Source organism: Halobacillus sp. B23F22_1 (assembly GCF_043497005.1).
GTDB lineage: Bacteria > Bacillota > Bacilli > Bacillales > Halobacillaceae > Halobacillus_A.
Window position 1 is genome coordinate 317,447 of record NZ_JBIEKE010000001.1, and the last position, 26,809, is coordinate 344,255.

Here is a 26,809-nt window from a genome sequence, read left to right on the forward strand (position 1 = left end):
ATATGGACCGTATTGCCGGAATAATAAACCTTGATCATGAACAAGATCTGCTGGAAGAACTAACTTATTTTAGATGCGGAGCAGCAGTTCCTTTTGCTGGCCGCTATCGCATGATAGATTTTACTATCTCTAACATGACCAACTCCCGCATCGAATCAGTTGCTGTATTTGCGCGGCGCAAGTATCGTTCCCTTATGGATCATCTGGAACAAGGGAAAGCATGGGATTTGGACAGAAAGCGCGGCGGTTTATTTATTTTACCGCCTGACTGGAATGATCCTACTGATCTTTCAAGAGGGGATTTACAGCATTTTCATAACAATATTGATTTTATCAAAAGAACTCTAGCTGATTATATTGTCGTTTCAGGCTCACAAAACATTTGTAATATTAATTACCGGGATGTATTGGAGTCTCACAAAGCGTCGGGAGCCGATGTCACTGTTGTTTATAAAAAAGTACGTGATCTTCAGCCGGAGCACAACCTTGCTCATAAATTGACGCTTGACGATAGCAATCGAGTTGTTTCCATTCATAATGATCAACAAAGCTCTAATGTATACATGGACATGTATATCATCGAGAAAGACTATCTTTATTATTTAGTTGAAAATTGCATTGCTCACGGATGTTCTCACTTTTTCCTTGATGGAATTAAAGGAAGACTTCCAGACCTTCATATTAATGCCTATGAATATGAAGGTAGTCATGCGCTGGTTAACTCCGTGGAAAGTTATTACCGGAACAGTAAGGAATTATTAAACCGTTCCGCTCATGATGAGTTGTTTAAAGAAGAATCACCTGTCTATACAAAAATTAAAAATGAAGCACCTTCGAAATATGCTCGTTCTTCTAATGTAACAAATACGCTTGTAGCCAACGGCTGCGTCGTCGGCGGTCACATTGAGGACAGCATTCTATTTCGAGGGGTGAAGGTAGGAAAGGGAGCAGTCGTTAAGAACTCTATAATTATGCAGAGATGTGAAATCGAGGAGAATGCGGTTTTAGAGAACGTGATTCTTGATAAAGACTGTACGATTTCGTCCGGGCGCACACTTATAGGCGCACCTGAAAAGCCTTTTGTCGTTGCGAAAAGTAAAACGATGTAAATATGATAAAGGAGGCTGTCTGAACGTACGTTTCTGGCAGCCTTTTTTGTTTAATGTGAAAAAGGAGATGAAAATGAATGAATATATTAATGATTGGATCTGAATGTACACCTTTTATTAAAACTGGAGGGCTGGCGGACGTACTAGGTTCTTTGCCGCATGCCTTAAAGGAAGAGGGGCATGATGTTCGAGTTGTGCTTCCAAAGTATGAAACGATGAGTGATGATTGGAAAGTTCAGCTTGAGACGATTCATACCTTTAACGTTGAACTTGGCTGGCGCAACCAATATGCTGGTGTTCAATATATCGAACATAATGGAATTCACGTTTATTTTATTGATAACGAATATTATTTTAAGCGTTCCAATTTGTATGGGTATGATGATGAAGCTGAGCGTTTTGTCTTTTTTAACAAAGCGATTATGGAAATGATACGAAAAATGGACTGGAAGCCGGATGTGCTTCACTGCCACGATTGGCAAGCGGGTCTAATTCCGGTTTTACTGCATACACACTATGGAAACGATCCTTTATTTCAGGATATGAAAACTGTTTTTACCATTCACAACTTAAAATATCAAGGAATTTATCCAGATGACGTTTTATATGATTTACTTGGCTTCGACGGGAATATGATGACTACAGGAGGGTTAGAATTTTTCGGGAACATCAATTTCATGAAAGGTGCCCTGAATTTTGCCGACCATATTACAACTGTTAGTAAAACTTATGCAAATGAGATTCAAACACCTTATTATGGGGAAAACCTAGATGGAGTACTTAGGGAAAGATCAGACAAATTGTCAGGTATTGTCAACGGGATTGATAATCAAGCATTTAACCCAATGAAGGATGAAAGTCTGCCTTTTCCTTTTAGAACCTCTCTTTTGAAAAAGTCTCAAAATAAAATGTGGCTGCAGGAAAAGCTTGGCTTACCTGTACGTAAAGATGTCCCCATGATTGGAATCGTTTCCCGCCTTGTTGAACAGAAGGGATTTGATCTAGTGGGAAGAGTCCTTGAGGATCTGTTAGAGCAAGAAGATGTTCAAATCGTTGTTCTGGGAACAGGGGAAGCTGAGTATGAACACATGCTCCAATGGGCACAATCCAAGTATCCGGATAAGTTGTCCGCGAATATCATGTTTAATGAAGATTTATCTCGTCAAATTTATGGAGCAAGCGATCTGTTTTTAATGCCGTCTCGTTTTGAACCTTGTGGTATCGGTCAGCTTATAGCCCTTCGCTACTTGTCTGCTCCTATCGTTCGCGAGACAGGTGGTCTGGCTGATACGGTGCAATCATTTGACGAGAAAACTGGAGAAGGAAACGGCTTTACATTTACTAACTATAATGCCCACGATATGTTGTTTACAATTCGCCATGCCATATCATTTTATCAAGATATAGAGTGTTGGAAACAACTTGTTAAAAATATGGCCAAAAGTCAGTATCCGTGGAAGTATTCCGCTAATCGTTACAGTGAATTGTATGAAGCAGCAATAGAGTAGGCGCGAAGGGGAGGACACCCTATGTTCAGTAATAAAGAAGATTTTAAGCAGGCGTTTTCTGAGAGACTGCAAACCGATTTAGGCAAAAAAATAGAATCAGCTTCAGAGGTTGATGCTTATCGTGCCCTTGGTTCGCTCGTAAAGGATGAAATGAACCGAAATTGGTTAAAAACCATGAGACAGTATGAGGAGAGTAAAGAAAAGCAAGTCTATTATTTTTCCATGGAATTCTTAATTGGACGTTTACTGGGGAATAATCTATTAAACATGCAATTGTTATCTCTAGTAAAAGAAGGTTTAAATGAACTTGGCTTTTCTTTAACTGAGTTAGAAGAAGAAGAAAACGATGCTGGTTTAGGAAATGGAGGCCTGGGGCGTCTGGCTGCCTGTTTCCTGGATTCACTGGCATCTCTTGGCTACGCTGGACATGGGTATGGCATTCGCTATAAATATGGGATGTTTGATCAAAGAATAATTGACGGTTATCAAGTTGAGCTGCCGGATCGCTGGCTGGCGAGAGAATTCGTTTGGGAAGTGCGCCGCCCGGATGAAGCAGTGGAAGTTCGGTTTGGTGGAGAGGTAGATATGGTAAGAGCGCAAGACGGCCGCCTCGAATGTCATCATGATCATTATGAGCAGGTTCGCGCTGTTCCATATGACGTGCCTGTAGCAGGTTATGATAATGATACTGTCAATACGTTAAGGCTTTGGTCAGCTGAAGCTACTGATCATGATACGCTGGTAAAAGCTTCAAAAGATGATGATTTTAATAATTTTCTTGAACATAAGCGTTCTTTGGAAGAAATCTCAGAATTTCTCTATCCTGATGATTCCCATGAGGATGGACGAAGACTCCGCTTAAAGCAGGAATACTTTCTTGTTTCTGCCGGTGTACAGAGTGCTGTTCGCAATTTTGGACGGTTAAACCTGCCTTTGGCATCGTTCCCAGAGCATGCTGCTTTACACATCAATGATACTCACCCTGCCCTCGTAATACCTGAATTAATGCGTATATTAATGGATAATCATGGACTAGGCTGGGAAGAGGCATGGGAAATCACGCAGGCTTCCGTTTCCTACACGAATCACACCACACTTAGCGAAGCTTTAGAGACTTGGCCGGTAGGTTTGGTTCGTTCACTCCTCCCCCGCATTTATATGATTATAGAAGAAATTAATGAAAGATTCTGTCAATATCTATGGGAGAAGCATCCCGGAGATTTTGACCGTATCGCAAGTCTGGCCATCGTAGCAGACGGATCTGTGAAAATGGCGCACCTGTCTATAGTGGGTAGCCACAGCATCAATGGAGTTGCAAAGCTTCATACGGAGATTCTAAAGAAACGGGAAATGAAGATTTTTTACGATACTTTCCCTGAGCGATTCAATAATAAAACCAATGGTATAACACATAGACGCTGGCTGCTTCATGCTAATGAACCTTTATCGAAACTGATTACAGATTCAATTGGAGATCAATGGATCCAGGAACCTGAACGACTGGAAGACTTGATGCAATATAAAAATGATCGCTCCTTCCTTAAAGAGTTAAATGGGATTAAACAGCATAAGAAGGAAGAACTAGCTGCTTTTATTAAAGAGTATGCCGGGGTACAAATCGACCCTGCCTCTATCTTTGATGTTCAAATTAAACGTCTTCATGGGTATAAGCGGCAGTTATTAAATGCTTTGCACATCATGCACTTATATAATCAATTAAAAACCGACCGCCGCTATAAAATGACACCACGCACATTTATTTTTGGAGCAAAAGCTGCTCCGAGCTATCATTTTGCCAAAAAGGTTATTAAGCTGATTCATACCGTAGCGGATGTGGTAAATAATGATCCAGCTGTTAATCAACAAATGAAAGTCGTCTTCCTGCCCAACTACTCTGTATCTCTCGCTGAAAAGATTATTCCTGCTACAAATGTGAGTGAACAAATTTCTACGGCTAGTAAAGAGGCCTCAGGCACAGGTAATATGAAATTCATGATGAATGGAGCCCTTACATTAGGAACAATGGATGGTGCAAACGTGGAAATTCATGAGCTCGTCGGAGATGACCATATTTATACGTTTGGATTAAGCTCTGATGAAGTGCTGGAATACTATAAAAACGGCTATTACTTATCGCGGCAAGTATACGAACAGGATGATCGTGTCAGACATACTCTTGATCAACTCATACATTACAGCCCGTTCTCTAAAGGGGAAACCGAGTTTCAGGATATCTATGATAATCTAATTACATTTAATGATGAATATTTCGTTTTGAAGGATTTTGCTAGTTACATTGATACGCAAGCCAGGATAGGTAAAGATTATAAAGATAGTAATCTATGGAATAAGAAGAGTCTCATCAACATTGCACGTTCAGGTAAGTTTTCAAGCGATCGTACTATTCAAGAATATGCCTCTGATATTTGGAAGATCCAGCCTACCGGCATACTAAAATAAGACGTAAAAGGAGGACTTCTTGTGAGACAAATGGATATCTGCCATAACAGTTTTGATATAAATTATAGAGAGCCTTTTGGGGCTGTAGCACGGGGCTCTAACGTTACACTAACGATTGATGTTCACAGCCGACTCGATGTGTCACGCGTTGTTCTTCATTACATCTTAGATAAATCGGATCAAGAGCACACGAAGGTGATGGATTTATATAGCGAGGAGCATCAGTACAATTCTTTCGAAGGTGTTGTAGCGATGCCGGATGAGCCTCAGCTTGTCTGGTATTACTTTGAAATTATTACAACAGATACAACCTATTACTATGGAAGAGTGAACATTGAAGAGAGCGGGGAGGGGGTTATTTATGAGCAAGTCCCCCCCTCCTGGCAGATTACAGTATACGATGAGCGATATGATACACCAAAATGGTGGAAACACGCGACGATGTATCAAATCTTTCCAGATCGTTTCTACCGGGAGAACGAACCTGACTTAAAGAAAGCGCCAAAGTCGAGCTTAATGCACACTCATTGGGAAAACGATCCTTACTATATCAGGGACGAAGACGGCGGCGTAGTCCGTTGGGATTTTTTTGGAGGCAACCTGGAAGGCATCACGAAGAAACTGGATTATATTCAATCTCTTGGAGTTACGGTTATATATTTGAATCCGATATTTGAAGCAGAGAGTAATCACCGCTATGATACGGGTGATTATCATAAAATTGATCCGCTTTTAGGTACCAAAGAAGATTTTGAACACTTGATCAAGGAAGCGAAGATACGTGGAATTGAAATTATGCTTGATGGAGTATTCAGTCACACGGGAAGCAATAGTAAATATTTTAACCAAAGAGACGAATATGACACACTTGGAGCCTATCAATCTAAGGAATCACCGTATTATTCGTGGTATCAGTTTCATAATTATCCAGATGAATATGAGGCGTGGTGGGGAGTAGGAACACTGCCAACCTTGAATAAAGAAGATAAAAGCTATCAGAATTTCTTGATCCATGATAAGGACAGTGTGATTAAAACGTGGCAGCAATCAGGATTAAACCATTGGCGCCTGGATGTAGCTGATGAGTTGACAGATGATCTTATTAAGCAAATCTATCAGCAGCTAAAGAAAGAAGATTCATCAAGTGTGCTGCTGGGAGAAGTGTGGGAAGACGCTTCAAATAAGTCAGCTTACGGCAAGAGGAGAGACTACTTTTTAGGCGGAGTGCTTGATTCAGTAATGAATTATCCTCTGCGGGACCTTATGCTTCATTTTATGAAAGGTGAAGTAGACGCTTATTATGTGAACCGCCGTTTATTGACCTTAAGTGAACATTATCCGAAACCCTATTTCTATGCTTTGATGAATATGTTATCAAGTCATGATGTGGAGAGAATAAAAACGATGCTTGATGAATTCCTGCCGGTAAATATTGAGGAAGCAAAAAGAGCAGGAATTATTCAAGCGCAAGTTAAAGCTCTTAGTTTATGGCTTTACGCTTTCCCGGGAGTTCCTTCCCTTTATTACGGAGATGAGGCAGGTCTGACGGGTGGAGAAGATCCTGACAACCGTAAACCTTACCCTTGGGGAGCAGAAGAAGATGAACTTATGACATGGTATAAAAATATCGGCGCATGGCGTAAAGAACATAAAGCATTACGCACAGGCAGCTGGATGCCTCTTGAATTGCATCAGGATGTATTTGCTTTTGAACGATGGACCGCTAACGGAGTTGATTATTTCGGGGATGAAGCAAACGATGAGCATATCATTTTTCTAATGAATCGAAACATGGATGAAGAAGTAGAAGTCAGCATTCCAGCCCGAAAAGGGAAATGGCAGCATTTAGATAATAAGCGGAGAATCTTTCAAACAAAAAATGATCAGCTCACATTAAAAGTTCAGCCCTCTGAATGTTTTCTTTTACGTCATATGCATTAATAAAAGGTCAGCACCCGATAAGGGAGCTGACCTTTCCAGCTTGTAGAGAAACCTTAAAGAGTGTAAAATTCCTGGCATTAGCTAGTGTAAAGGGTTTGAGGAAACGACTCCCTTTCCGCGGGCGAATGGTGTGCCTCCTCGGGCTTTATCAGCCCTCCGGGGTCACACCTTATTCCCATTTCCCGCAGGAGTCTCGCCGTTTCCTCAAACCCTTTTTCGAAATAGATCACTGGGAAAATCATTTACTCAAGCTGTGAAAGCAGTGTTTGCAAAAGGGGATTCACATTACGAAGGTTTCAAGATTCCATTTTGGTTAAAGGAACGGAAAAAGTGCCGACTCCTGCGGGACGAGCGGACAGGAGAAGCCCCGGAGGTCGCAGACCAAGGAGATTTTCCGTCTTGCCCCGCGGAAAGCGGCGCTTAATCCTGTTCCTTTCTTCCTACTTATATGAAGTACATCTTAGCTTTTTTGACAGACTGAAAAGGTCAGCACCCGATAAGGGAGCTGACCTTTCTTATGCTTCAAATGTATCTATTATCCGAACTGATTTTAGTAGAATCGTTCGAATTGTTTTATGTTTTATTCAATTTTGTATCAGCTTTAGTCTTGTTTATCTAAAGTCCCTGTTGGCCTCTGATATACGGCAACCAGCTGTATAAAGAACAGTCGCGGCTATAGATAGAAGTGTCACCAGCCAAAAAAATTTTTTCATAAGACGATTTCCTCCTTGCCAAATTTAAAAGAATTTCACTTTCCCTTTTTTTAGAACGAGCTTAGGTCCGCCCACTAAAAATAAATAGCGGTCATCAATAACGTTCTTCATAGCTTTGGCTTTCTTGCCGTAAAGCTTTTTATCGTCAAAAATGGTACCCATCGCATCGCTTCCTCCAAGAGAAGCCACAGTCCCTTTATAATCAAAAGAGAAATCTTGTAGAGACTCCTTACGTATAAGAGCTTTAACGTTTGTGGCGCAAGTCTCTGCTTCTTGAATTGCGCTTTGCGCATTAGCCGGGAAGGGCCGGTCGTTTTCTTTATCCATTACCCAGGAACAGTCCCCGATGATAAAGATATTTTCATAATTAGGCACCCGCAAGTCATTATTTACGGTCACCTTGCCTTTTATAATGTCAAAGCCTGAGCTGCCGACCACTGGATTAGCTTGTACGCCGCCCGTCCACACAACTGTACCGGCGTTAATCTCTTCGTAATTCTCTCCAATGATAAAGCCATCCTCTGTACATTCTTGGATCTTCGCGCCGATTCTAAATTCAATGCCTCGCTCTTCTAATGATTTTTGTCCATATTCCACTAAATCATCGTCAAAACCCGGCAATATAGTAGGAGCGGCTTCTACATTAATAATACGGACCTTCTTACGATCGATATTGTACTCTTTACATAGTTCAGGCACACGTTTTGCCAGTTCTCCGACAAATTCAATTCCTGTAAAACCAGCTCCGCCTACTAAGATGTTAAGAGCATCCTCACTCTTTTCAGCCCCGCTGCTGTACCGGGCGAATTGAAATTCTATATGGTCACGAATGTGCCGGCTGCTATCAATATTTTCAATTTTTAGTGCATGTTCTTTAATTCCGGGGATGCCAAAGGTTGCTGTTTCAAAACCTAAAGCAATGACCAAATAATCATAGCTGAGCTCTCCATTTTCTAGAATAACGCGCTGTTCATCTTTCTTAATCTCGACAACTGAATCAAAGTGCAGCTGTACGCGTTTTGTATTGATGACATCGCTGATCATTACCCTTGAACTATTTGGCGTTGTGGTCCCTGCTGCGACCTCATGCAGCCACGTTGTTAAATAATGATAATTGTGCTTGTTAATTAACGTGATATCCGCCTCATCTGGTCGGAGCTGCTGAGAAAGCCTTTTAGTTGTCATCATCCCTGCATAGCCTGCACCTAGAACGAGAATTTTTGGTTTATTACTCACTTGTTGACATCCACCTTTCTAGAGAAGTTTTCTATAATCATTTACTCAAGGCATCCGTGTTCGAATTTTCATACAATAACATTATAACAAGGGAGGAGTACATTGTTATAATCATATCTATTACGACGAGACTGGTTGTCTTCTAGTAAGGCAGGGGGAGCGTTGAAAAAAGTACGGTCATCCTTGAAAAATACGATCATATCAAGGAAAATAAGAGATAACTCTAAGGTGGAGGAGGGAAAAAGTGAAGCTTGGCTTACATCAAAAGCAAACCACTCAGTTGAAAATGACTAAGGAGCTTCGTCAAGCTATATCTTTGCTCCAATATTCTCATCAAGAGATGAATGAATTCATAAAAGAACAAGCTATGGAGAATCCTCTATTAGAGCTTGAAGGGCAAGGGAGCGGTCCCGATCCACAAGAGTTTACGGTTGAAGATTATCCACAGGTTTCAAAAGACTGGAGACAATCTTTGCTGGAGCAGGCAAAAATGTTGTTGTTAGCCCCTTCAGACTACAGGACGCTCAACGATTTCATTGATTCCTTAGATGAGCAAGGCTTTTTACCATACAGAGATGAACAGCTGGCTGATCGTCTTCAATTAGATATTAATAAAATTGAGAAATTGCGTAATCAGTTAAAAAAGCTGGAACCAAATGGAGCAGGCTGCTATGATTTTAAGGAGTTTTTGCTTTTTCAAGTACAAGAGAGTGATCATAACAACGAGATTACTAAAAAGATTATTCAACATTATCTGCCTGAAGTAGCGGCTGGCTATCTACAAGAGCTATCCGATAAATTAGCTGTTTCGGTTGAGGACGTTCAATCCTCTATCCAGTACGTAAAAACGCTCCAGCCGCGACCGTTGCTTCCTTTATCTCCCAGTGAATCGTATATTGTGCCTGACTTTACTGTGAAATACATCGATGGTTCGTACACCGCCTCTTTAAACAGGCGGGGCGAACCGAGCGTATACATTACTTCATATAGTCAAAAGGTAGATAAAGAAGGGGAGGAATTTTTAAAGCAATGCTATCAACGAGCGAATTGGCTGATACGCAGCATAGAAAAGCGTAAACTCACCATGCTGAAAGTGGCCCAAGCTATTATTGATAAGCAAACCGGATACTTAGATGCAAAGGAGAAAGGTCCTTTTACTCCTTTAACATTAAAAAAAGTAGCAGAAGAAGTTGAGATGCATGAGTCAACGGTCAGCCGTACAGTGGCGGATAAATACGTGAAAAGCCCATATGGTCTCTTTCGGTTAGATCAATTTTTCACTTCTAGTCTTGAAACCAAAGAAGGGGAGACGGTATCCTCCAGGTATGTAAAAGAATTGATTGAAAAGTTGATTATGCAGGAAAATAAACGTAAACCGTTATCAGACCAACGGATAGCCGAGGAATTGAGAAGCGAATATAAAATTGAGGTATCTCGCCGTACGGTGGCTAAATACCGTGAAAGATTAAAAATCCCTTCTTCACCAAAAAGAAAATTAACGTAAGCCCTTTGAGGCCACATGAGAAAAGGAGAATCATCATGAAATCATATCCGAAAGAACAAATCCAAGCCTATAAAGAGAAAAACAAACAAACAGGACGTTTACTTATTAAGTGCCCTGATCAACCGGGAATTGTCTCATCCGTCACTCACTTTCTGCATAAAAATGATGCGAATATTATTGAGTCAAGCCAATATACAACAGATCCACAGGACGGAAAGTTTTTTATGAGAATAGAATTTGAATCTTCCAGACTTCCTGAAGCTGAGGAAGAAATAAAAAAAGATTTTGCTGTCATAGCTGAAACGTTCAATATGGAATGGTCACTAAAAGGTGCGTATGACGTTAAGAAAACAGCTATCTTTGTTTCTAAGGAGCTGCATTGTTTACGTGAACTGCTGCTTGAGTGGCAGAGTGGTGATTTAATTGCCGATATTAAAATGGTGGTTAGTAACCATGAGGATTGTAAAGAGTTAGTAGAATCTTTTGGGCTGCCGTTTTTCCATATCCCATCGAATAAAGACATACGCAAGCAAGTAGAGGAGAAACAGCTTAAATTACTTAAGGAGTACGATATCGATTTGATTGTACTCGCACGCTATATGCAGATTCTTACGCCCGATTTTGTGGCTGCACATCCTTTTAAAATCATAAATATTCATCATTCTTTTTTACCTGCTTTTATTGGGGCCAACCCTCATAAAAGAGCGTACGATCGTGGAGTGAAGCTTATCGGGGCGACGTCTCATTATGTTACGAATGATTTAGATGAAGGTCCGATTATTGAACAAGATATCGTTCGTGTGGATCACAGAGACAGTGTGAATGACCTTAAGAAAATGGGGCGTTCTGTAGAGAGAATTGTACTCGCACGTGGAGTGAAGTGGGATCTGGAGGATCGATTGATTGTACATGAAAATAAAACGATTGTTTTTTAATTGAAGCATGCGGGGTGGTTGTTTGAAAAAGAAAATTCCTTTCTTCATGGTTTTATCAGCTGCTGTATTATGGGGAACAACAGGTACGGCACAGACTTTTCTGGACAATAGTCACCCTATATCGGTAGGCGCTATGAGATTAGCCGTAGGTGGTGCATTCTTAACTTTAACAGCTATCGCTTTAAATAAACTATCATTTAAAAAATTATCCTTGGGATATGTGCTGATGGCAGCTGTTTGTATGGCTTGTTACCAGCCATTTTTCTTTTCTGCAGTCAGTATGACAGGAGTAGCTATAGGGACAGTGGTTGGCATCGGAAGCGCACCAATTATGGCAGGGGCTATAGATTGGGTCGTAAGGAAACGGAGAAAATCGATACGCTGGTGGGGAGCCACTTTTCTTTCCGTTATGGGGTGTATAATGCTATTCATAAACAGTGGAGATGTAGTTATTGATCCTTTAGGCATTTTGTTTGCGCTGGGAGCAGGGCTGTCGTTTGCCGGATATACCTTACTCAGTGAAAAGCTGGTCAAATCTGATTCCTCGATTTCTGTAGCGGCTATAGTTTTTCTATCTAGTGCGATTATGCTTTCTCCTCTATTGTTCATCTTTGACAGCAGCTGGGTATTTAACGAGAATGGAATCATTGTAAGTCTTCATCTCGGTGTGTTAGCAACGGGATTTGCTTATCTCTTGTTTTCTAGAGGCCTGGTTCAAGTACAAGGTTCAACAGCTGTAACACTCTCTTTAGCTGAACCTTTAACAGCAGCGATTTTAGGTGTCTTTTTAGTAGGAGAAGAGTTTTCGTTTTTATCGTGGGTGGGGATTGCACTGATTTTAGGAGGATTAACCGTCTTATCTGTGCCTCGAAAAACGGTTATTTCAAAAGCTGCATGATTTCCCGGGAAATATCGACACTATCCTATGAAATATGTAAATTGCCCTGAGCGGATCGTTCGGGGCAGTTTTTTTATAAAAAAGGGAGATCTTAAGGCCTCAAACTTGATGGCACGGAGTACCTTTGCTGCTATAACTTCATAGTAAAACACCGAAGCATTCGTTCACTCCAAGTACAGGTGAATGTGTTTAAGCTGTTTTGATATACGTAACTGACTCTCTCTAAATTCGATTATTCCAAATAAAACAGCTAAATCTCCGAAGAAATTACTTATTCAAATAAGTAATTTCTTATTTTTTTGATTTGTCCTCCTCTAATTCCTGCCGGTATAACTCAAGACGGATAATGATTGCTTGTATACTGTGAATTCTGATTTTTAAATATCTAATTAGAATCTCTTTTCCTACTTTTTCAACTGATTTGAATAATACGGCGGATGAGTGTAACAAGCTGTGTATTTATATCTTTTTCTATAAAAAATATTAAGAAAAAACTTAACGTTTTTAATGAATTTTACAATATCAGTTTGAAAATATATTGTCAAAGCTAAAAAAAAATAAATTCGTGTATAGCCTATGGCGTTATAGGCTTTGGGGCGGTTTTAATTTTTTTTATATTTTTGACATACTGAGATTATTCGTTAAGATAAGTTTGTAAAGAAAAAACTTAACGAAATTAATAAGATTGGTTTGGAGGAGGTCGTAAATGTCGAACCAACATGAAGACCAGGCAAGAGATTCAATAGAAAAAGCGAAGTCTTTGGTCATTGATTCTATTGCTGAAACGATGGATTTATACGGTGTCACTCGAAGTGCAGGAAACCTGTATGGGACAATGTATTTTGAAAAAGACATGACGCTGGACGAAATGCGTGAAAAGCTCGGAATGAGTAAACCAAGCATGAGTACTGGAGTTAAGAAGTTGCAGGATTATGATATTGTGAAGCAAACTTTTCGAAAAGGTACTCGTAGACAAACCTTCGTGGCAGAGAAGAATTTCTTCCAGTTTTTCGCCAACTTTTTTTCAAAGAAATGGTTAAGGGAAGCAAAAATTAATTTAGATGCCATTCAAAAAGCACAGCGAGAGTTGCATGATCTTATTGAAGATCCTGATGTAGAAGAGGATTTGCGGGAAGAAGCAATCTTGATCTACAGGCAAATGGAAGCTTCTAAGCCCTACTACCATTGGCTGCAGAAGATGGTAGCCTCTATTGAAAGTGGAGAAATCTTTGAGATTATCCCTATAGAAGACGAAGAAAAAAACTAAATATGAGTCTCCAAAAATAACCTGTGGTTATTTTTAAGGAGACGTCCGCCTTCTATAAGTTACAGAATATTCAGAAAACAACAAGAAAATAGGAGTGAAGTCGATGACAGAACAGACAAATCAAAGTCAGTCATTCTTAAAAAAGAATGCAGCAGCATTAATTCTTGGAACTGTAGTTGCCTTGTTTATGATTTATATTTTTATAACGAATGATAACATCCATTATGGCGGATTTATTGCAATGATTGTTTTCTACGCTCTTGTTTATTATGTAGGAGCCTTCTACGCTACAAAAAAATCAAATTCCCTCTCAGATATGATGGTTGCCAAGCGCAGCATCCCCCTTGGTGTCGCAATGTTCACTATGGCCGCTACTTGGGTAGGCGGAGGTTATGTGAATGGGACGGCAGAATTTACTTACAGCGACGGACTTGTTTGGGCACAAGCCCCATGGGGTTATGCGCTCAGTTTAATTATTGGCGGTATTTTCTATGCTAGAAAAATGCGCCGTTACGAATTTATGACTATTCTTGATCCTTTGCATCAACGCTTTGGGAAGCGAATGGCCGGAATTCTATATATCCCTGCTTTATTGGGAGAAATGTTTTGGAGCGCGGCTATTCTTACAGCTTTAGGAACCACTTTCGGCACTATATTAAACATTGATTTTACTACATCTATTATTTTGTCAGGTATTATTGCCATTGCTTACACTGTAGCAGGCGGAATGTGGGCTGTTGCATATACAGATGTTTTCCAAATGGCTGTCCTTTTAATAGGTCTCATTTTAGTTATTCCATTTACACTTGGACACGTAGGCGGATTAGAATCAGCATGGGGGAACTACTCAGTAGAGATGGGCTCTTATGCTAATTTATTTCCACCATTGGACGGGTGGAATCATCCTGACTGGGGCGATTATTACTGGAACTGGATTGATTATGCATTGCTCTTAATATTTGGCGGTATTGCATGGCAAGTTTATTTCCAGCGTGTTCTTTCTGCTAAAAATGAGAAAACAGCTATGTGGCTGTCCATTACAGCTGGTATCATTTGTATAATCGCAGCAATTCCAGCTGTCATTATCGGAGTTGTAGGATATAACATTGACTGGGCAGGAATGGGTCTGCCAAGTCCTGAAAATGCTTCCGTAGTATTGCCGCACGTCTTAAGATATTTAACACCTGAGCTTGTATCAGCGATTGGACTGGGAGCTTTAGCTGCCGCTGTTATGTCCTCTATGGACTCATCAATCCTGTCTGCATCTTCTATGGCTTCTTGGAATATCTACCGTCCATTGATTAATCCTAAAGCAAGTCAGGATAAGTTGAAAAAGGTCATTAAGCGTACGATTATCCTTGTAGGTGTAGGTGCAATGATTATTGCATTGAATGTGCAAAGTGTATATACGTTATGGTATTTAGCGTCCGATTTAGTCTATACGATTTTATTTCCACAACTTACAATGGCCCTGTTCTATAAAAATGCTAATTTATACGGGTCCATTGCAGGATTTGCCGTTGCTTTTTTCCTGCGATTAGGTGGAGGAGAACCCGCATTAGGTCTTCCGGCTTTTCTGCCTTATCCAATGATAGATCCAGAAGGTATTGTTCTGTTTCCATTTAGGACATTAGCTTGTATTGCGGCATTCGTATTTATTTTCATTGTATCCGAATTGACGAAAACCAAATGTAAGCCTAAACCTTTAATTCTTCCATCTGATAAAGAAGAGGCTTCAGACTAATAAAAAGATGTCAGCTCACTTAAGGGCTGGCATCTTTTTGCTTTTAAAGCAGCATGTTGTATTTTTTCATTAGATAGGATAGCGTGGGTTTTTCGTTTTTGTTTCTTCCTATTATATAGTCGGCAGTTATTAAAGAATTTAAGATGGCTTCTTCAACGGCTTCTCCGATGGCTCTAAATGCGGGGTCCAGCTCTTCCTCATGTAGATAGGCAAGGTGCAGTAAGTCATCTGGCTTTTCATGAGGTATAGTGGCTGCGGTTGAGAATCCAATTACGATATCTCCGCTTCCATTTGAGATCATACTCCCTGTTCTAGACAGACCTATTACACTTCTCTTGAGGACTCGCTTTAACTGGCGGTCTGTAACTGGTAAGTCTGTAGCTGCAACTAACATAATGGAGCCTTTATCTGCTTCTTCCTCTTGATGCAGGAAGTGATTTAACTTTTGACCTATGTTGTTGCCGTTGATGGTGAGGTCTTGTAAGTGCCCGAAATTGGTCACGACGTAAACACCTATTGTATAGGTCCCATGAGGTAATGGAATGAGTCGGGATGATGAGCCAATCCCTCCTTTAAGAGAGTAACAAACCATACCAGTCCCCGCACCGACTGACCCCTCTTCAAACGATGAAGCTGCATTTTCAATAGCTGCTAAAACATGTTCCTTATTAACGGCTTGCTTGCGAATATCGTTTAAAACCATATCATTACATTCTCCGATAACTGGGTTTACGGTACCTGTAGATCGGCCGATGTCTGCATTTGTTCTTAGCGTATAGTCGATCACAGCATCAGCTGCTGCTCCCACACTAAGTGTATTTGTTAGAATAATAGGAGTTTCAATTGTTCCCAGCTCCTCTAACTGCACAGAGCCCATAGTTTTTCCAAATCCATTAATTACATGGCAGGATCCAATAACTTTTTCCTTAAATAGGTTCCTACGGTGAGGAAGGATCGCACTAACCCCTGTTTGTACATCCCCTTTACTTAGAGTGGAGTGGCCTACAACCACTCCGTTTACATCTGTAATTAGATTTTGTCTGCCAGTGGGCATTTGACCAATTTTAATGTCATAATCTCTCAATCGTTTCATTATGTAAGCAGCCTCCTTTTTTTCATTTTTGCATAACAGTGTAAGGTTATACAAAAATGGGTGAATATCGTGCATAAAATGGAAGATTAAAGAAAAATTCTTGTTAGAAAATCTTTCAATCTAAATTTTTTTCAAGAAAAAATGGTTACGCTTACATTATAATTGCACTTTTAGAAAACTCCATTCATTGCAAGGATTTACAGCCTTTTTTAATTTGATGGAATTATCTGAAAACTAAGCGAAAATCCCTATGCTACCGCTATTTAAGCGTGAAAAGTGCTATTCTTCATGCTATACTGTTATCAAACTGAAAAAAACAGAATTTTGTCACTTTTGCTTGCAGACTTCAAGAATGAGTAGATGAGGGGGAACCACTATGCAAAAAAATGGATATCCAATTCCTCAAGGATTATATCATCCTGAGAATGAACATGAAGCTTGTGGAATCGGAATGCTTGCTAATATTAATGGAACAAAATCACATAGCATTGTCGAAAATGCCATTACTATCCTTTGTAACCTTGAACACCGTGGGGGCCAGGCTGCAGATATCAGCACTGGAGACGGGGCTGGGATCCTGACTCAAATCCCACATTACTTTTTCGAGAAACAATGTGAAAAAGAAGATATTGAATTACCTCCGGAAGGTAAATATGGAGTAGCCATGGTTTTCTTACCAGAGGACCACGAAACTCGTATGCATTGTAAGGAGATTTTTGAAAGAATTGTGGCCGAAGAAGGGCAGAACTTTCTAGGATGGCGTACAGTTCCCATTAATGATTCTTTCGTAGGGAATGATGCCAAGAAAACGAAACCGTTCATTCGTCAGGCATTTATCGAGCCGGCTCAAGGGATTAATGATCGGATGGAACTTGAGCGCCGTTTATATATCATTCGTAAACGTGCAGAAATCGAAATCGCAAGAATGGAAGGCTATGATGATTTCTACATCAGCAGTCTTTCGTCAAGCACGATCGTCTATAAAGGAATGCTCGTACCTGAACAGCTGGACTCATTTTATATCGACTTAAATCACCCGGATTTTAAAACAGCACTAGCACTAGTGCACTCCCGATTTAGTACGAATACATTTCCAAGCTGGAAACGATCGCACCCAAATAGATTTACCATACACAATGGAGAATTCAATACACTTAGAGGTAATGTGAACTGGATGAGAGCAAGGCAGGAACTTTGCAAATCAGAACATTTCAGTGACGAAGACTTACAGAAGCTCTTACCTGTTATCGATTCCAACGGTAGTGACTCCTCTATGTTTGACAACGCATTTGAATTCCTCTACTTATCCGGTCGTTCTCTGGCGCATACAGCCATGATGATGGTGCCGGAACCTTGGGCAAATGATGCTTCCATCCACCCGAAGAAGAAAGACTTTTATGAATATCATAGTTGTCTAATGGAGCCATGGGATGGTCCGGCTGCATTAGCTTACACAGACGGGAAGCAGATTGGAGCATGCCTTGACCGTAATGGACTGCGTCCTGCGCGGTATTATGTAACGAAAGACGGGATGATTGTACTTGGATCAGAAGTAGGTGCTTTGGACATCTTTGCTGATGACATTTTATACAAAGATCGTCTGCATCCAGGAAAAATGCTCTTAGTGGATCTGGAAAAGGGAGAAATCATTCCGGATGAAGACATTAAGCTTGATATTGCAAACCAAGAGCCTTACGGAAAATGGCTGGAAGAATATAAGATGGATCTTGAGGATTTACCAAAACCTGCGAATCAACAGGAGAAGTCTGCCGAAAACCTGATTGATCATCAGCTGGCATTTGGCTATACAACAGAAGAATTGAACAAGATTTTGAAGCCGCTTGTATCAGACGGTAAAGATCCGGTAGGGTCAATGGGTTATGATTCTCCGCTGGCTGTTCTTTCTAAGAAGCCGCAGCTGCTGTACAGTTACTTTAAACAGCTGTTTGCACAGGTAACGAACCCGCCTATTGATGCGATTCGTGAAAAAATTATTACAATGGTAGAAACGACAATTGGAGCAGAAGGAAACTTAGTCGATCCTCAGCCGAACAGCTGTAGAAAGATTCGACTGAAAAGTCCTGTATTACGCGATGATCAATTAGAAGCATTAAGACAACAAAACGTGGAAGGCTTTCAGTCTCAGACGCTTTCGATCTTGTTTGAAGCAAAAGAAAATTCAATGGAACAGGCTTTGGAGGATCTATTTAAGAAAGCAGATGAAGAAGTGAATAAAGGAACCACTTTATTGATTCTTTCTGACCGCGGCGTAAATAAGCAGAATGCTGCGATCCCTGCCTTACTTGCAGTGTCTGGTTTGCACCACCACTTAATTCGTCAAGGCACAAGAACCAAAGTCAGTATCCTTTTAGAGTCTGGCGAACCGCGTGAAGTCCATCACTTTGCAGCATTGCTTGGCTATGGAGCAGAAGGAATTAACCCATATCTTGCTTTCGAATCTCTTCAAGATCTTATTAATAAAGAAGACCTTGACGTTGACTCCTTAGATATTGCGGTTAACCGATTTGTAAACGCCGTTACCGATGGGGTGATTAAAGTGCTTTCTAAAATGGGGATCTCAACGATCCAAAGTTATCGAGGGGCCCAAATTTTCGAAGCTGTAGGTATTCACCCGGAAGTGATTGATCGTTACTTCACTCGAACGGCATCACGATTAGGCGGCATTAAACTGGATATGATTGAAAAAGAAGTTCTGATGAGACATGATAATGCTTATGGAAATGAACGTAAGAGCGAGAAAACACTAGATCCCGGCGACGACTATCAGTATCGAGCAAAGGGAGAAGATCATCAGTATAACCCAAAAACCATTCATACACTCCAGCACGCGTGCCGGACAAACGATTATAACTTATTCCAGTCTTATTCTAAGATGCTGACGGATGAAACGAATAACCTGCAGTCCTTGCGCGGTCTTATCTCATTTAAGAAACGGGATTCGATTCCAATTGATGAAGTAGAATCTGTTGAAGATATCTGTCAAAGATTCAAGACAGGTGCTATGTCCTACGGTTCGATAAGTCAAGAGGCTCACGAAGCCCTGGCTGTAGCTATGAACCGTGTAGGAGGACGCAGTAACACTGGTGAAGGCGGGGAAGACCCTGATCGTTTCACTCAAGACGAAAATGGAGATTCCAGACGCAGCTCTATAAAGCAGGTAGCATCCGGACGCTTTGGAGTAACAAGTCATTACCTTGTCAACGCTGATGAGATTCAGATTAAGATTGCCCAAGGGGCTAAACCAGGTGAAGGCGGTCACCTTCCAGGTAAGAAAGTCTATCCGTGGATTGCGGAGGTCCGTGGTTCGACCACAGGTGTTGAGCTCATTTCGCCACCGCCACACCACGATATTTATTCAATCGAGGATTTAGCGGAGTTAATTCATAACTTGAAAAATGCCAACCCGCGTGCTCGGGTGAGTGTAAAACTTGTATCGGCTGTTGGCGTAGGAACAATTGCGGCTGGTGTAGCTAAAGGGCGTGCAGATCTGGTGCTTATCAGCGGGTACGATGGCGGTACAGGTGCAGCACCTCGAACGAGCTTGAAGCATACCGGTCTTCCGTGGGAAATCGGTCTTGCTGAAACTCATCAGACGCTCTTGTTAAACCGACTGCGTGATCGTATTGTTGTCGAAACGGACGGGAAGATGATGACAGGAAGAGACGTAGTTGTCGCTACTTTGTTAGGCGCAGAAGAATACGGATTCTCTACAGCTCCTTTAGTGGTCCTGGGCTGTGTAATGATGCGTGTGTGTCATTTGAATACTTGTCCTGTAGGTATCGCCACTCAAGATCCGGAGCTTAGAAAGAAATACGCAGGTGACCCTGAACATGTAGCAAACTTTATGCGTTTTGTTGCTCAAGAGGCTAGAGAAATTATGGCGGAATTAGGATTTAGAACAATAAATGAAATGATCGGCCGTACAGATGTCCTCCAGACAAATGAAGACATTGATCATTGGAAAGCAAAAGGAGTCGACTTGTCTGCCCTCCTTTACAAGCCGGAAGTTGCAGAAGGCGTAGGACGATATGCTACGAAGAAACAAGATCACGGCTTAGAGAAAACGATTGATAAAGAAGAACTTCTGCCTATGTGTAAAAATGCACTTGAAAAAGGTGAAAAGGTTACAGGCACAGGTTCGATTCGAAACATTCACCGTGTTACGGGAACTATACTTGGAAGCGAAGTTACTCGCCGCTACGGAGAGAAAGGTTTAGATGAAGATACAATCAGTCTTACCTTTAAAGGTTCAGCCGGTCAGAGTTTTGGCGCCTTTATCCCTAAAGGAATGACGCTTCGATTAATCGGAGACGCCAATGACTATGTTGGAAAAGGTCTTTCAGGTGGTAAGATTATCGTTCATCCATCTCGTAAATCAACGTTTATTCCTGAAGAAAATACCATCGTAGGTAATGTTTCATTTTATGGCGCTTCAGATGGCAGAGCCTATGTGAATGGACTGGCCGGTGAACGTTTCTGTGTACGTAACAGCGGGGTAGAAGTAGTTGTTGAAGGTGTAGGTGACCACGGATGTGAATATATGACAGGTGGTAAAGTAGTAGTCCTTGGAGAGACAGGACGTAACTTTGCAGCTGGTATGTCTGGTGGAGTCGCTTATGTTTTAGATGAAGCGAACACCTTCGATCAAAAGATCAATAAAGAACTTGTTCATGTCGACTTGTTAGAAGAGGATGAAGAAATTACAGATCTGTATGAAATGATTCAACAGCATGTTGAATATACAAAGAGTCCTAAAGCTCAGCGTATTTTAAATGAATGGGAAGAGATGCTTCCTAAATTTAAACGAGTCATCCCTGAAACGTATTTGACTATGCAACAACGTATTAAAGTGCTTAGAGAGAGCGGTTTAGATAAATTTGACGCTGAAATGACAGCCTTTGAAGAAGGCACAAAGGAACCGGTTAAAGCCTAATATCAACAGGAGGGGATACAAATGGGAAAGCCTACAGGTTTTATGGAATACGAGCGGCAATCACAAAAAGAACGTGATCCTGCCGAGCGTACTAAAGATTGGGATGACTATACTCTTCCGTTGACTGATGAAGAAGCTCAATTACAAGGGGCACGCTGCATGGACTGCGGCGTTCCTACTTGTCAAACTGGGATGGAAATTAACGGATCAACTACTGGTTGTCCTGTATATCACTTAATTCCAGAATGGAACGACTTAGTCTATCGCGGTCAGTGGAAAGAAGCATTGAAAAAAGAGCATGAGATGAACAACTTCCCTGAATTTACAGGGTTTGCATGTCCTGCTCCATGTGAGGGAGCGTGTGTGTTAGGGATTAATGAGCCTCCTGTCGCTATCCGTACAGTGGAACGCTCGATTATTGAAAAAGGCTTCGAGAATGGCTGGGTTAAACCAGAACCACCGAAGTCTCGCACAGGCAAAAAAGTAGCTGTAGTAGGCTCAGGGCCTGCAGGTTTAGCAACAGCCGCTCAATTAAACAAAGCGGGTCACTGGGTAACTGTATATGAACGAAATGACCGAGTAGGTGGTTTGCTTACGTATGGTATCCCTGAAATGAAATTGCCTTATTCAGTGGTCGAACGTAGAGTGAATATCCTTGAACAGGAAGGAATTAAATTCATTACAAACACTGAAGTAGGACGTCACTACCCTGTGTCCAGACTTCGTGAAGAATACGATGCCGTTATCTTATGTGGAGGAGCAACTGTTCACCGTAATATAGACACGGATGGCAGAAGCTTAAAAGGAATTCACTATGCGATGGACTTCCTTCACTCCAACACAAAGAGTCTACTCGATTCTAATCTAGAAGATGGAAACTACATCTCTGCAGAAGGCCGTGACGTGATCGTAATCGGCGGTGGTGATACAGGAACAGACTGTTTAGCTACATCTGTCCGCCATAATTGTAAGAGTCTGACCCAGTTTGATATTTATGATAAAAAAGGGGCAGATCGTGATGACTTAACGAATCCATGGCCACAATATCCTATTGTTCACCGTGTAGAGTACGGTCACAACGAAGCAGATGCTAACCTTGGCCGTGACCCTCGGGCCTATGCCGTTATGACAAAACGCTTTGTTGGAGATGAAGAAGGACGTGTCAAAGAAGTTCATACGGTAAACGTTGAATTGATTTTTGATGAAAAAGGAAATCGTTCACGCCGTGAGATTCCTGGCACTGAAAAAGTTTGGAAAGCGGATCTTGTCTTACTTGCTATTGGTTTTAGCGGTCCAGAACAGGATCTTATTGAAAAACTTGGAGTTGAAACAACAGAACGTTCAAATATAGATGCTGAATATGGCAAGTATGAAACAAACGTAGAGGGCGTTTTTGCCGCCGGAGATATGCGCAGAGGTCAGAGCTTGATCGTATGGGCTATTAACGAAGGTAGAGAAGCCGCACGAGAATGTGATCGATATTTAATGGGATCAACTGTACTCCCATAAGTATAAACCAGTCCGGTAAGGGCTGGTTTTTTTAGTTCGTTTGAAAAAGTATATGAGTAAAATGAAGGAATTTGTATAATTTCAGTTTCAATGGCTGATAAATAAGGTATGTAAACAGTAAACAATAAAGAAAGGGTGTTGACTTGTGCTTAGAACGATTCTAATGATTATTGGTGCGATTGTAGTAATTGGATTTATCCTATCACTGCTATAATAAATATAATGATAATTGGAAACTCATTGCCTTTAAGGACAATGGGTTTTTATTTTTTGTTAAAGTGCAATTATTGTATTTTAGAGTAAACAGCAGTATTTAAAAGAATATAAATTTTATATTTACTTTACTGGATTTTTTGGTATTATATAGAGAGATTTGTTAATATATCAAAGATTTTATTTAGAAAGGGGCTTGGATCGAATGTTAACATCTCTCTATATGTTGTCTTTAACTGTATTACTTATGTTTTTAATTATGGCAGCGGTTGAAAATATTTTATCCGCTCGCAAAAAGAGAAAGAAACTAACTCAGCCCACAAACCAATCTACCCCTGTACTTGAAGTAAATCAGCATAGCTGATTCCATATAGAATAGGTTAGATAAGCTCTTTAGCTATGACTAAAGAGCTTTTTTATATAATTCCTGGTATATCTATGATTCATACATAGAGATGAATCACATGCATGTTAAAAACTTGTTATACTTAAAGAAAATATAACCAGGAGGCTTACTATGAAGGAGAAAATTAATTTACATAAAGAGCAGTTCTTAAATGAATTGAAGGAGTTCCTCAGCATTCCAAGCATATCAGCTTTATCTGAGTATAAGAGTGAAGTCAATAGAGGAGCTGAGTGGTTGAGTGATGCACTTAACAAGGCTGGAATGGACAATGTTGAGGTCATCGACACAAAAGGGCATCCTATAGTATACGCTGATTGGATGCACGCAGTCGGGAAACCTACTGTACTTATTTATGGACATTATGATGTACAGCCCGCTGATCCTCTTGACCTTTGGGAAACGCCCCCATTTGAGCCTGTTATAAAGGATGATAAAATTTTTGCGCGTGGGGCCACCGATGATAAAGGTCAACTCTATATTCATATTAAAGCGGTAGAACTTTTATTGAAAGAGAAAGGCAGCCTTCCAATAAACGTAAAATTCTGCATTGAGGGAGAAGAAGAGGTAGCTAGTCCAAACCTTGATCCATTTATTCATGAGAATGAAGAGAAGCTAGCAGCCGATGCTGTACTTATTTCCGATACTTCTTTTATTGATAAAGGGCAGCCGGCGATTTGTACTTCCTTAAGAGGGGCTCTTGCTTTAGAGCTGGATTTGAAGACGGCTCATACAGATTTACACTCCGGCTCTTATGGGGGAGGGGTGCCTAACGCTGTCCATTGCTTAGTTAAGCTCCTCGATTCCTTTCATGATGAAAAAGGGCGGGTTGCAGTAGAGGGCTTTTATGAAGGTGTACCCGAGGTGACAGAAGAACTCCGGAAAGAAGTATCCCAAATACCTTTTGATGAAGAAGTAACGAAGGAGGAATTAGGCTTAGACAGCTTTTATGGGGAAGAAGGATATAGTTTTAAAGAACGAACCGGGATTCGTCCTACTTTAGAAATCAATGGAATAAGCGGTGGGTTTCAGGAGGAAGGTATTAAAACGATCGTACCTGCTAAAGCTTATGCGAAAATAAGTTGTCGACTTGTCGGAGAACAGGACCCTCAAGATGTTTATAATCGGATAGAGCAGCACGTACAAAACTATAAACCAGCAGGCTCCAAAGTGACATTAAATCAACTGATCAAAGCTAAACCTGTAGCATTGGATTCTAAAGATCCTATGATTCAAAAAGCTGCTGACGCCTATGAGCGTGTATACAAGGTCCGTCCTCTATTTCCTAAAGAAGGGGGATCCATCCCTATAGTAGAAGTGTTTTCGCGCGTCTTAGATGCGCCTGTAGTTCTCATGGGATTCGGATTATCTTCAGAGAATTTACATGCTCCTAATGAGCATTTTCATATTAAGAACTTTACGAAAGGGATAGAAACGGTTTGTGAATTTTTTCAGGATTTTTAAAAGAGAGCCGCTATTGACTCTCTCAGTCTGTCGAAAAAGCTAAGATGTACCTCATATAAGTATGAAGAAAGGAACAGAAAAAAGCGCCGCTTTCCTCGGGGCAAGACGGAAAATCTTCTCGGTCTGCGACCTCCGGGGCTTCTCCTGTCTGCTCGTCCCGCAGGAGTCGGCACTTTTTCCTTTCCTTTTACCAGAATGGGATCTTGAAACCTTCGTAATGTGAATAGCCTTTTGCAAACGCTGCTTTCACAGCTTGAGTAAATGAATGCTCATGATTTATTTCGAAAAAGGGTTTGAGGAAACGATGAGACTCCTGCGGGAAATGGGAATAAGGTGTGACCCCGGAGGGCTGATAAAGCCCGAGGAGGCACACCATTCGCCCGCGGAAAGGGAGTCCGTTTCCTCAAACCCTTTACACTCGCTAATGCTAGGAATTTTACACTCTTTAAGAATTCTCTACAAGCTGAGAGAGCCGTTATTGGCTCTCATTTTCTACACATCGATTACATAGTAGATGTTGATTTTCATCTATGACTCCATCCAAAAAACCATCTTTACAGTATACGGCTTTTCCACAATCAGCACAGGTGCCAACAAGTTCAATCATTAGTTCCCTCCTAAAGTTCAAGAGTACGATGTCCAGCAGAAGTCTATTTCATTTATATTTAATTTCCCTTTAGTTATATGTTAAACACATACAAAAAAACCAGCCGTAATGGCTGGTTTTAGTTCTTCATACAATCGGCTACAATTTCGTAGGAACGTACTCGGGCATCATGATTGTAAATTTGAGAAATGATCATCATTTCGTCTGCTTGCGTACGATCTAAGAATTGCTGCAGTTCACGTTTTACTTTTTCTGGTCCCCCTATAATAGAAGCTCCTAATTGCTGGTCAAGGGCATGTTTCTCATGCTCCATCCAGATGTCATCCATGTTATCTACAGGGGGCTGGAGTAGCATATTCGTATTTCGTACTAAGTTTAAAAACTGCTGGTAAAGAGAGGTGGCAAGACGTTCAGCTTCCTCATCTGTATCTGCGGCAATAACATTGACTCCTACCATGACGTGAGGCTCAGAAAGCGTGTCTGATGGTTCAAAATGCCTTCGGTATAGATCTAGAGCGCCCATGGTATTATTTGGTGAAAAATGACTGGCGAATGAAAAAGGAAGGCCAAGCTGTCCAGCTAATTGTGCACTAAATCCGCTAGAGCCTAACAACCAAATGGGTATTGTAAGACCTTCTCCAGGTATAGCATGTACACTTCTAATACCAGTAGACAGACTTGGGTCAAAGTAGCCTCGAAGTTCTTCCAGCATTGCAGGGAAGTTTTCCGCATTACTATCTAAATGCCGTCTAAGTGCGTGAGCCGTCGTCTGGTCTGTTCCTGGAGCACGACCAAGTCCTAAGTCGATGCGACCGGGAAAAAGTGTTTCAAGAGTGCCAAATTGTTCTGCAATTACTAAGGGGGCGTGATTTGGCAGCATAATACCGCCCGATCCGACTCTTATAGTAGAGGTGTGGTGAGCTACGTGACTTATAGCGACAGATGTGGCAGAGCTAGCGATGAAAGGCATATTGTGATGTTCAGCCATCCAATATCGCGTAAACCCCCATCTTTCAACATGCTGAGCAAGGTCCACTGTGTTTTGAAAAGATTGAGCGGGACTGCCTCCTTCTAAAACGGGTGCTAAGTCCAGCACAGAATAGTTTATATCTTGTAACTGTTTGTTAGACATCTAATCATCTTCCTTTATTAAAAGGTTATTATCAGAGTATATATTATCAATCATATTTCGGGACTCAAAATAATCTGCTTGCAGCCGATCTTCTTGCAACTGAGAATAATTAACTTTAA

The 26,809-nt window shown here is 41.0% G+C and carries 17 protein-coding genes; 13 read left to right on the forward strand and 4 right to left on the reverse strand.

Annotation, left to right across the window (positions count from 1 at the left end):
• The first annotated feature begins 2 nt into the window (after nt 1-2).
• From glgD to ACGTNH_RS01655, 4 genes are all read left to right on the forward strand, one after another.
• Entirely contained in the window at nt 3-1,109 is a 1,107-nt protein-coding gene (gene glgD, locus ACGTNH_RS01640; RefSeq protein WP_394584574.1) for a glucose-1-phosphate adenylyltransferase subunit GlgD, read from the forward strand.
• Between the two features lie 77 nt (nt 1,110-1,186).
• On the forward strand, nt 1,187-2,617 hold the full coding sequence (gene glgA / locus ACGTNH_RS01645; protein WP_394584575.1) for a glycogen synthase GlgA: 1,431 nt from the start codon (nt 1,187-1,189) through the stop codon (nt 2,615-2,617).
• Between the two features lie 21 nt (nt 2,618-2,638).
• Nucleotides 2,639-5,077: a glycogen/starch/alpha-glucan phosphorylase gene (locus ACGTNH_RS01650; RefSeq protein ID WP_394584577.1), complete on the forward strand. Its 2,439-nt coding sequence runs from the start codon at nt 2,639-2,641 to the stop codon at nt 5,075-5,077.
• 30 nt (nt 5,078-5,107) lie between these two features.
• Nucleotides 5,108-7,018, forward strand: a complete 1,911-nt coding sequence (locus ACGTNH_RS01655; RefSeq protein WP_394586105.1) for a glycoside hydrolase family 13 protein — start codon at nt 5,108-5,110, stop codon at nt 7,016-7,018.
• A gap of 737 nt (nt 7,019-7,755) precedes the next feature.
• Here the strand turns inward: ACGTNH_RS01655 and ACGTNH_RS01660 are convergent.
• Nucleotides 7,756-8,967, reverse strand: a complete 1,212-nt coding sequence (locus ACGTNH_RS01660) for an NAD(P)/FAD-dependent oxidoreductase (protein ID WP_394584578.1) — start codon at nt 8,965-8,967, stop codon at nt 7,756-7,758.
• A 244-nt stretch (nt 8,968-9,211) separates the two neighbouring features.
• Between ACGTNH_RS01660 and rpoN the strand changes: the two genes are divergently transcribed.
• From rpoN to ACGTNH_RS01685, 5 genes are all read left to right on the forward strand, one after another.
• Nucleotides 9,212-10,471, forward strand: coding sequence for an RNA polymerase factor sigma-54 (rpoN, locus tag ACGTNH_RS01665; protein ID WP_394584579.1), 1,260 nt, complete (start codon nt 9,212-9,214; stop codon nt 10,469-10,471).
• 35 nt (nt 10,472-10,506) lie between these two features.
• Nucleotides 10,507-11,406: a formyltetrahydrofolate deformylase gene (gene purU, locus ACGTNH_RS01670; RefSeq protein ID WP_394584580.1), complete on the forward strand. Its 900-nt coding sequence runs from the start codon at nt 10,507-10,509 to the stop codon at nt 11,404-11,406.
• 22 nt (nt 11,407-11,428) lie between these two features.
• Nucleotides 11,429-12,304 carry an EamA family transporter gene (locus ACGTNH_RS01675; RefSeq protein WP_394584581.1) on the forward strand — a complete coding sequence of 292 codons (876 nt, stop codon included), beginning with the start codon at nt 11,429-11,431 and terminating at the stop codon, nt 12,302-12,304.
• A gap of 706 nt (nt 12,305-13,010) precedes the next feature.
• The gene (gene cudC, locus ACGTNH_RS01680; protein ID WP_394584584.1) at nt 13,011-13,571 is read left to right on the forward strand and encodes a choline uptake/conversion transcriptional regulator CudC; all 561 of its coding nucleotides are present in this window, start codon (nt 13,011-13,013) and stop codon (nt 13,569-13,571) included.
• Between the two features lie 103 nt (nt 13,572-13,674).
• Nucleotides 13,675-15,315 carry a high affinity choline transporter 1 gene (locus tag ACGTNH_RS01685; protein WP_394584586.1) on the forward strand — a complete coding sequence of 547 codons (1,641 nt, stop codon included), beginning with the start codon at nt 13,675-13,677 and terminating at the stop codon, nt 15,313-15,315.
• 43 nt (nt 15,316-15,358) lie between these two features.
• Here the strand turns inward: ACGTNH_RS01685 and ACGTNH_RS01690 are convergent, their stop codons facing one another.
• Nucleotides 15,359-16,408: a DmpA family aminopeptidase gene (locus ACGTNH_RS01690; RefSeq protein WP_394584589.1), complete on the reverse strand. Its 1,050-nt coding sequence runs from the start codon at nt 16,406-16,408 to the stop codon at nt 15,359-15,361.
• A 376-nt stretch (nt 16,409-16,784) separates the two neighbouring features.
• On the opposite strand from ACGTNH_RS01690, the gene gltB reads away from it, so the two are divergent.
• From gltB to ACGTNH_RS01710, 4 genes are all read left to right on the forward strand, one after another.
• Complete coding sequence (gene gltB / locus ACGTNH_RS01695) at nt 16,785-21,362, forward strand: glutamate synthase large subunit (RefSeq protein WP_394584591.1); 4,578 nt, start codon at nt 16,785-16,787, stop codon at nt 21,360-21,362.
• Nucleotides 21,363-21,383: 21 nt separating this feature from the next.
• The gene (locus ACGTNH_RS01700) at nt 21,384-22,871 is read left to right on the forward strand and encodes a glutamate synthase subunit beta (protein ID WP_394584593.1); all 1,488 of its coding nucleotides are present in this window, start codon (nt 21,384-21,386) and stop codon (nt 22,869-22,871) included.
• Nucleotides 22,872-23,289: 418 nt separating this feature from the next.
• Nucleotides 23,290-23,448, forward strand: coding sequence for a hypothetical protein (locus tag ACGTNH_RS01705; RefSeq protein ID WP_394584595.1), 159 nt, complete (start codon nt 23,290-23,292; stop codon nt 23,446-23,448).
• A 153-nt stretch (nt 23,449-23,601) separates the two neighbouring features.
• Nucleotides 23,602-24,951: a dipeptidase gene (locus ACGTNH_RS01710; RefSeq protein ID WP_394584596.1), complete on the forward strand. Its 1,350-nt coding sequence runs from the start codon at nt 23,602-23,604 to the stop codon at nt 24,949-24,951.
• Nucleotides 24,952-25,426: 475 nt separating this feature from the next.
• Here the strand turns inward: ACGTNH_RS01710 and ACGTNH_RS01715 are convergent, their stop codons facing one another.
• Together ACGTNH_RS01715 and ACGTNH_RS01720 are read right to left on the reverse strand one after the other, a co-directional pair.
• Nucleotides 25,427-25,558 (reverse strand): hypothetical protein, encoded by a 132-nt coding sequence (locus ACGTNH_RS01715; RefSeq protein ID WP_394584598.1) that lies wholly within the window; start codon nt 25,556-25,558, stop codon nt 25,427-25,429.
• A 118-nt stretch (nt 25,559-25,676) separates the two neighbouring features.
• Complete coding sequence (locus ACGTNH_RS01720) at nt 25,677-26,690, reverse strand: LLM class flavin-dependent oxidoreductase (RefSeq protein WP_394584600.1); 1,014 nt, start codon at nt 26,688-26,690, stop codon at nt 25,677-25,679.
• Nucleotides 26,691-26,809: the final 119 nt, after the last annotated feature.

Coding starts and splice junctions, on each gene's coding strand:
- ACGTNH_RS01690 (WP_394584589.1), bottom strand. CDS start 16,408: ATGAAACGATTGAGAGATTATGACATTAAAATTGGTCAAATGCCCACT.
- ACGTNH_RS01710 (WP_394584596.1), top strand. CDS start 23,602: ATGAAGGAGAAAATTAATTTACATAAAGAGCAGTTCTTAAATGAATTG.
- ACGTNH_RS01715 (WP_394584598.1), bottom strand. CDS start 25,558: ATGATTGAACTTGTTGGCACCTGTGCTGATTGTGGAAAAGCCGTATAC.
- glgD (WP_394584574.1), top strand. CDS start 3: ATGGACCGTATTGCCGGAATAATAAACCTTGATCATGAACAAGATCTG.
- purU (WP_394584580.1), top strand. CDS start 10,507: ATGAAATCATATCCGAAAGAACAAATCCAAGCCTATAAAGAGAAAAAC.
- ACGTNH_RS01700 (WP_394584593.1), top strand. CDS start 21,384: ATGGGAAAGCCTACAGGTTTTATGGAATACGAGCGGCAATCACAAAAA.
- ACGTNH_RS01650 (WP_394584577.1), top strand. CDS start 2,639: ATGTTCAGTAATAAAGAAGATTTTAAGCAGGCGTTTTCTGAGAGACTG.
- ACGTNH_RS01705 (WP_394584595.1), top strand. CDS start 23,290: ATGTTAACATCTCTCTATATGTTGTCTTTAACTGTATTACTTATGTTT.
- ACGTNH_RS01655 (WP_394586105.1), top strand. CDS start 5,108: ATGGATATCTGCCATAACAGTTTTGATATAAATTATAGAGAGCCTTTT.
- gltB (WP_394584591.1), top strand. CDS start 16,785: ATGCAAAAAAATGGATATCCAATTCCTCAAGGATTATATCATCCTGAG.
- ACGTNH_RS01720 (WP_394584600.1), bottom strand. CDS start 26,690: ATGTCTAACAAACAGTTACAAGATATAAACTATTCTGTGCTGGACTTA.
- ACGTNH_RS01685 (WP_394584586.1), top strand. CDS start 13,675: ATGACAGAACAGACAAATCAAAGTCAGTCATTCTTAAAAAAGAATGCA.
- cudC (WP_394584584.1), top strand. CDS start 13,011: ATGTCGAACCAACATGAAGACCAGGCAAGAGATTCAATAGAAAAAGCG.
- glgA (WP_394584575.1), top strand. CDS start 1,187: ATGAATATATTAATGATTGGATCTGAATGTACACCTTTTATTAAAACT.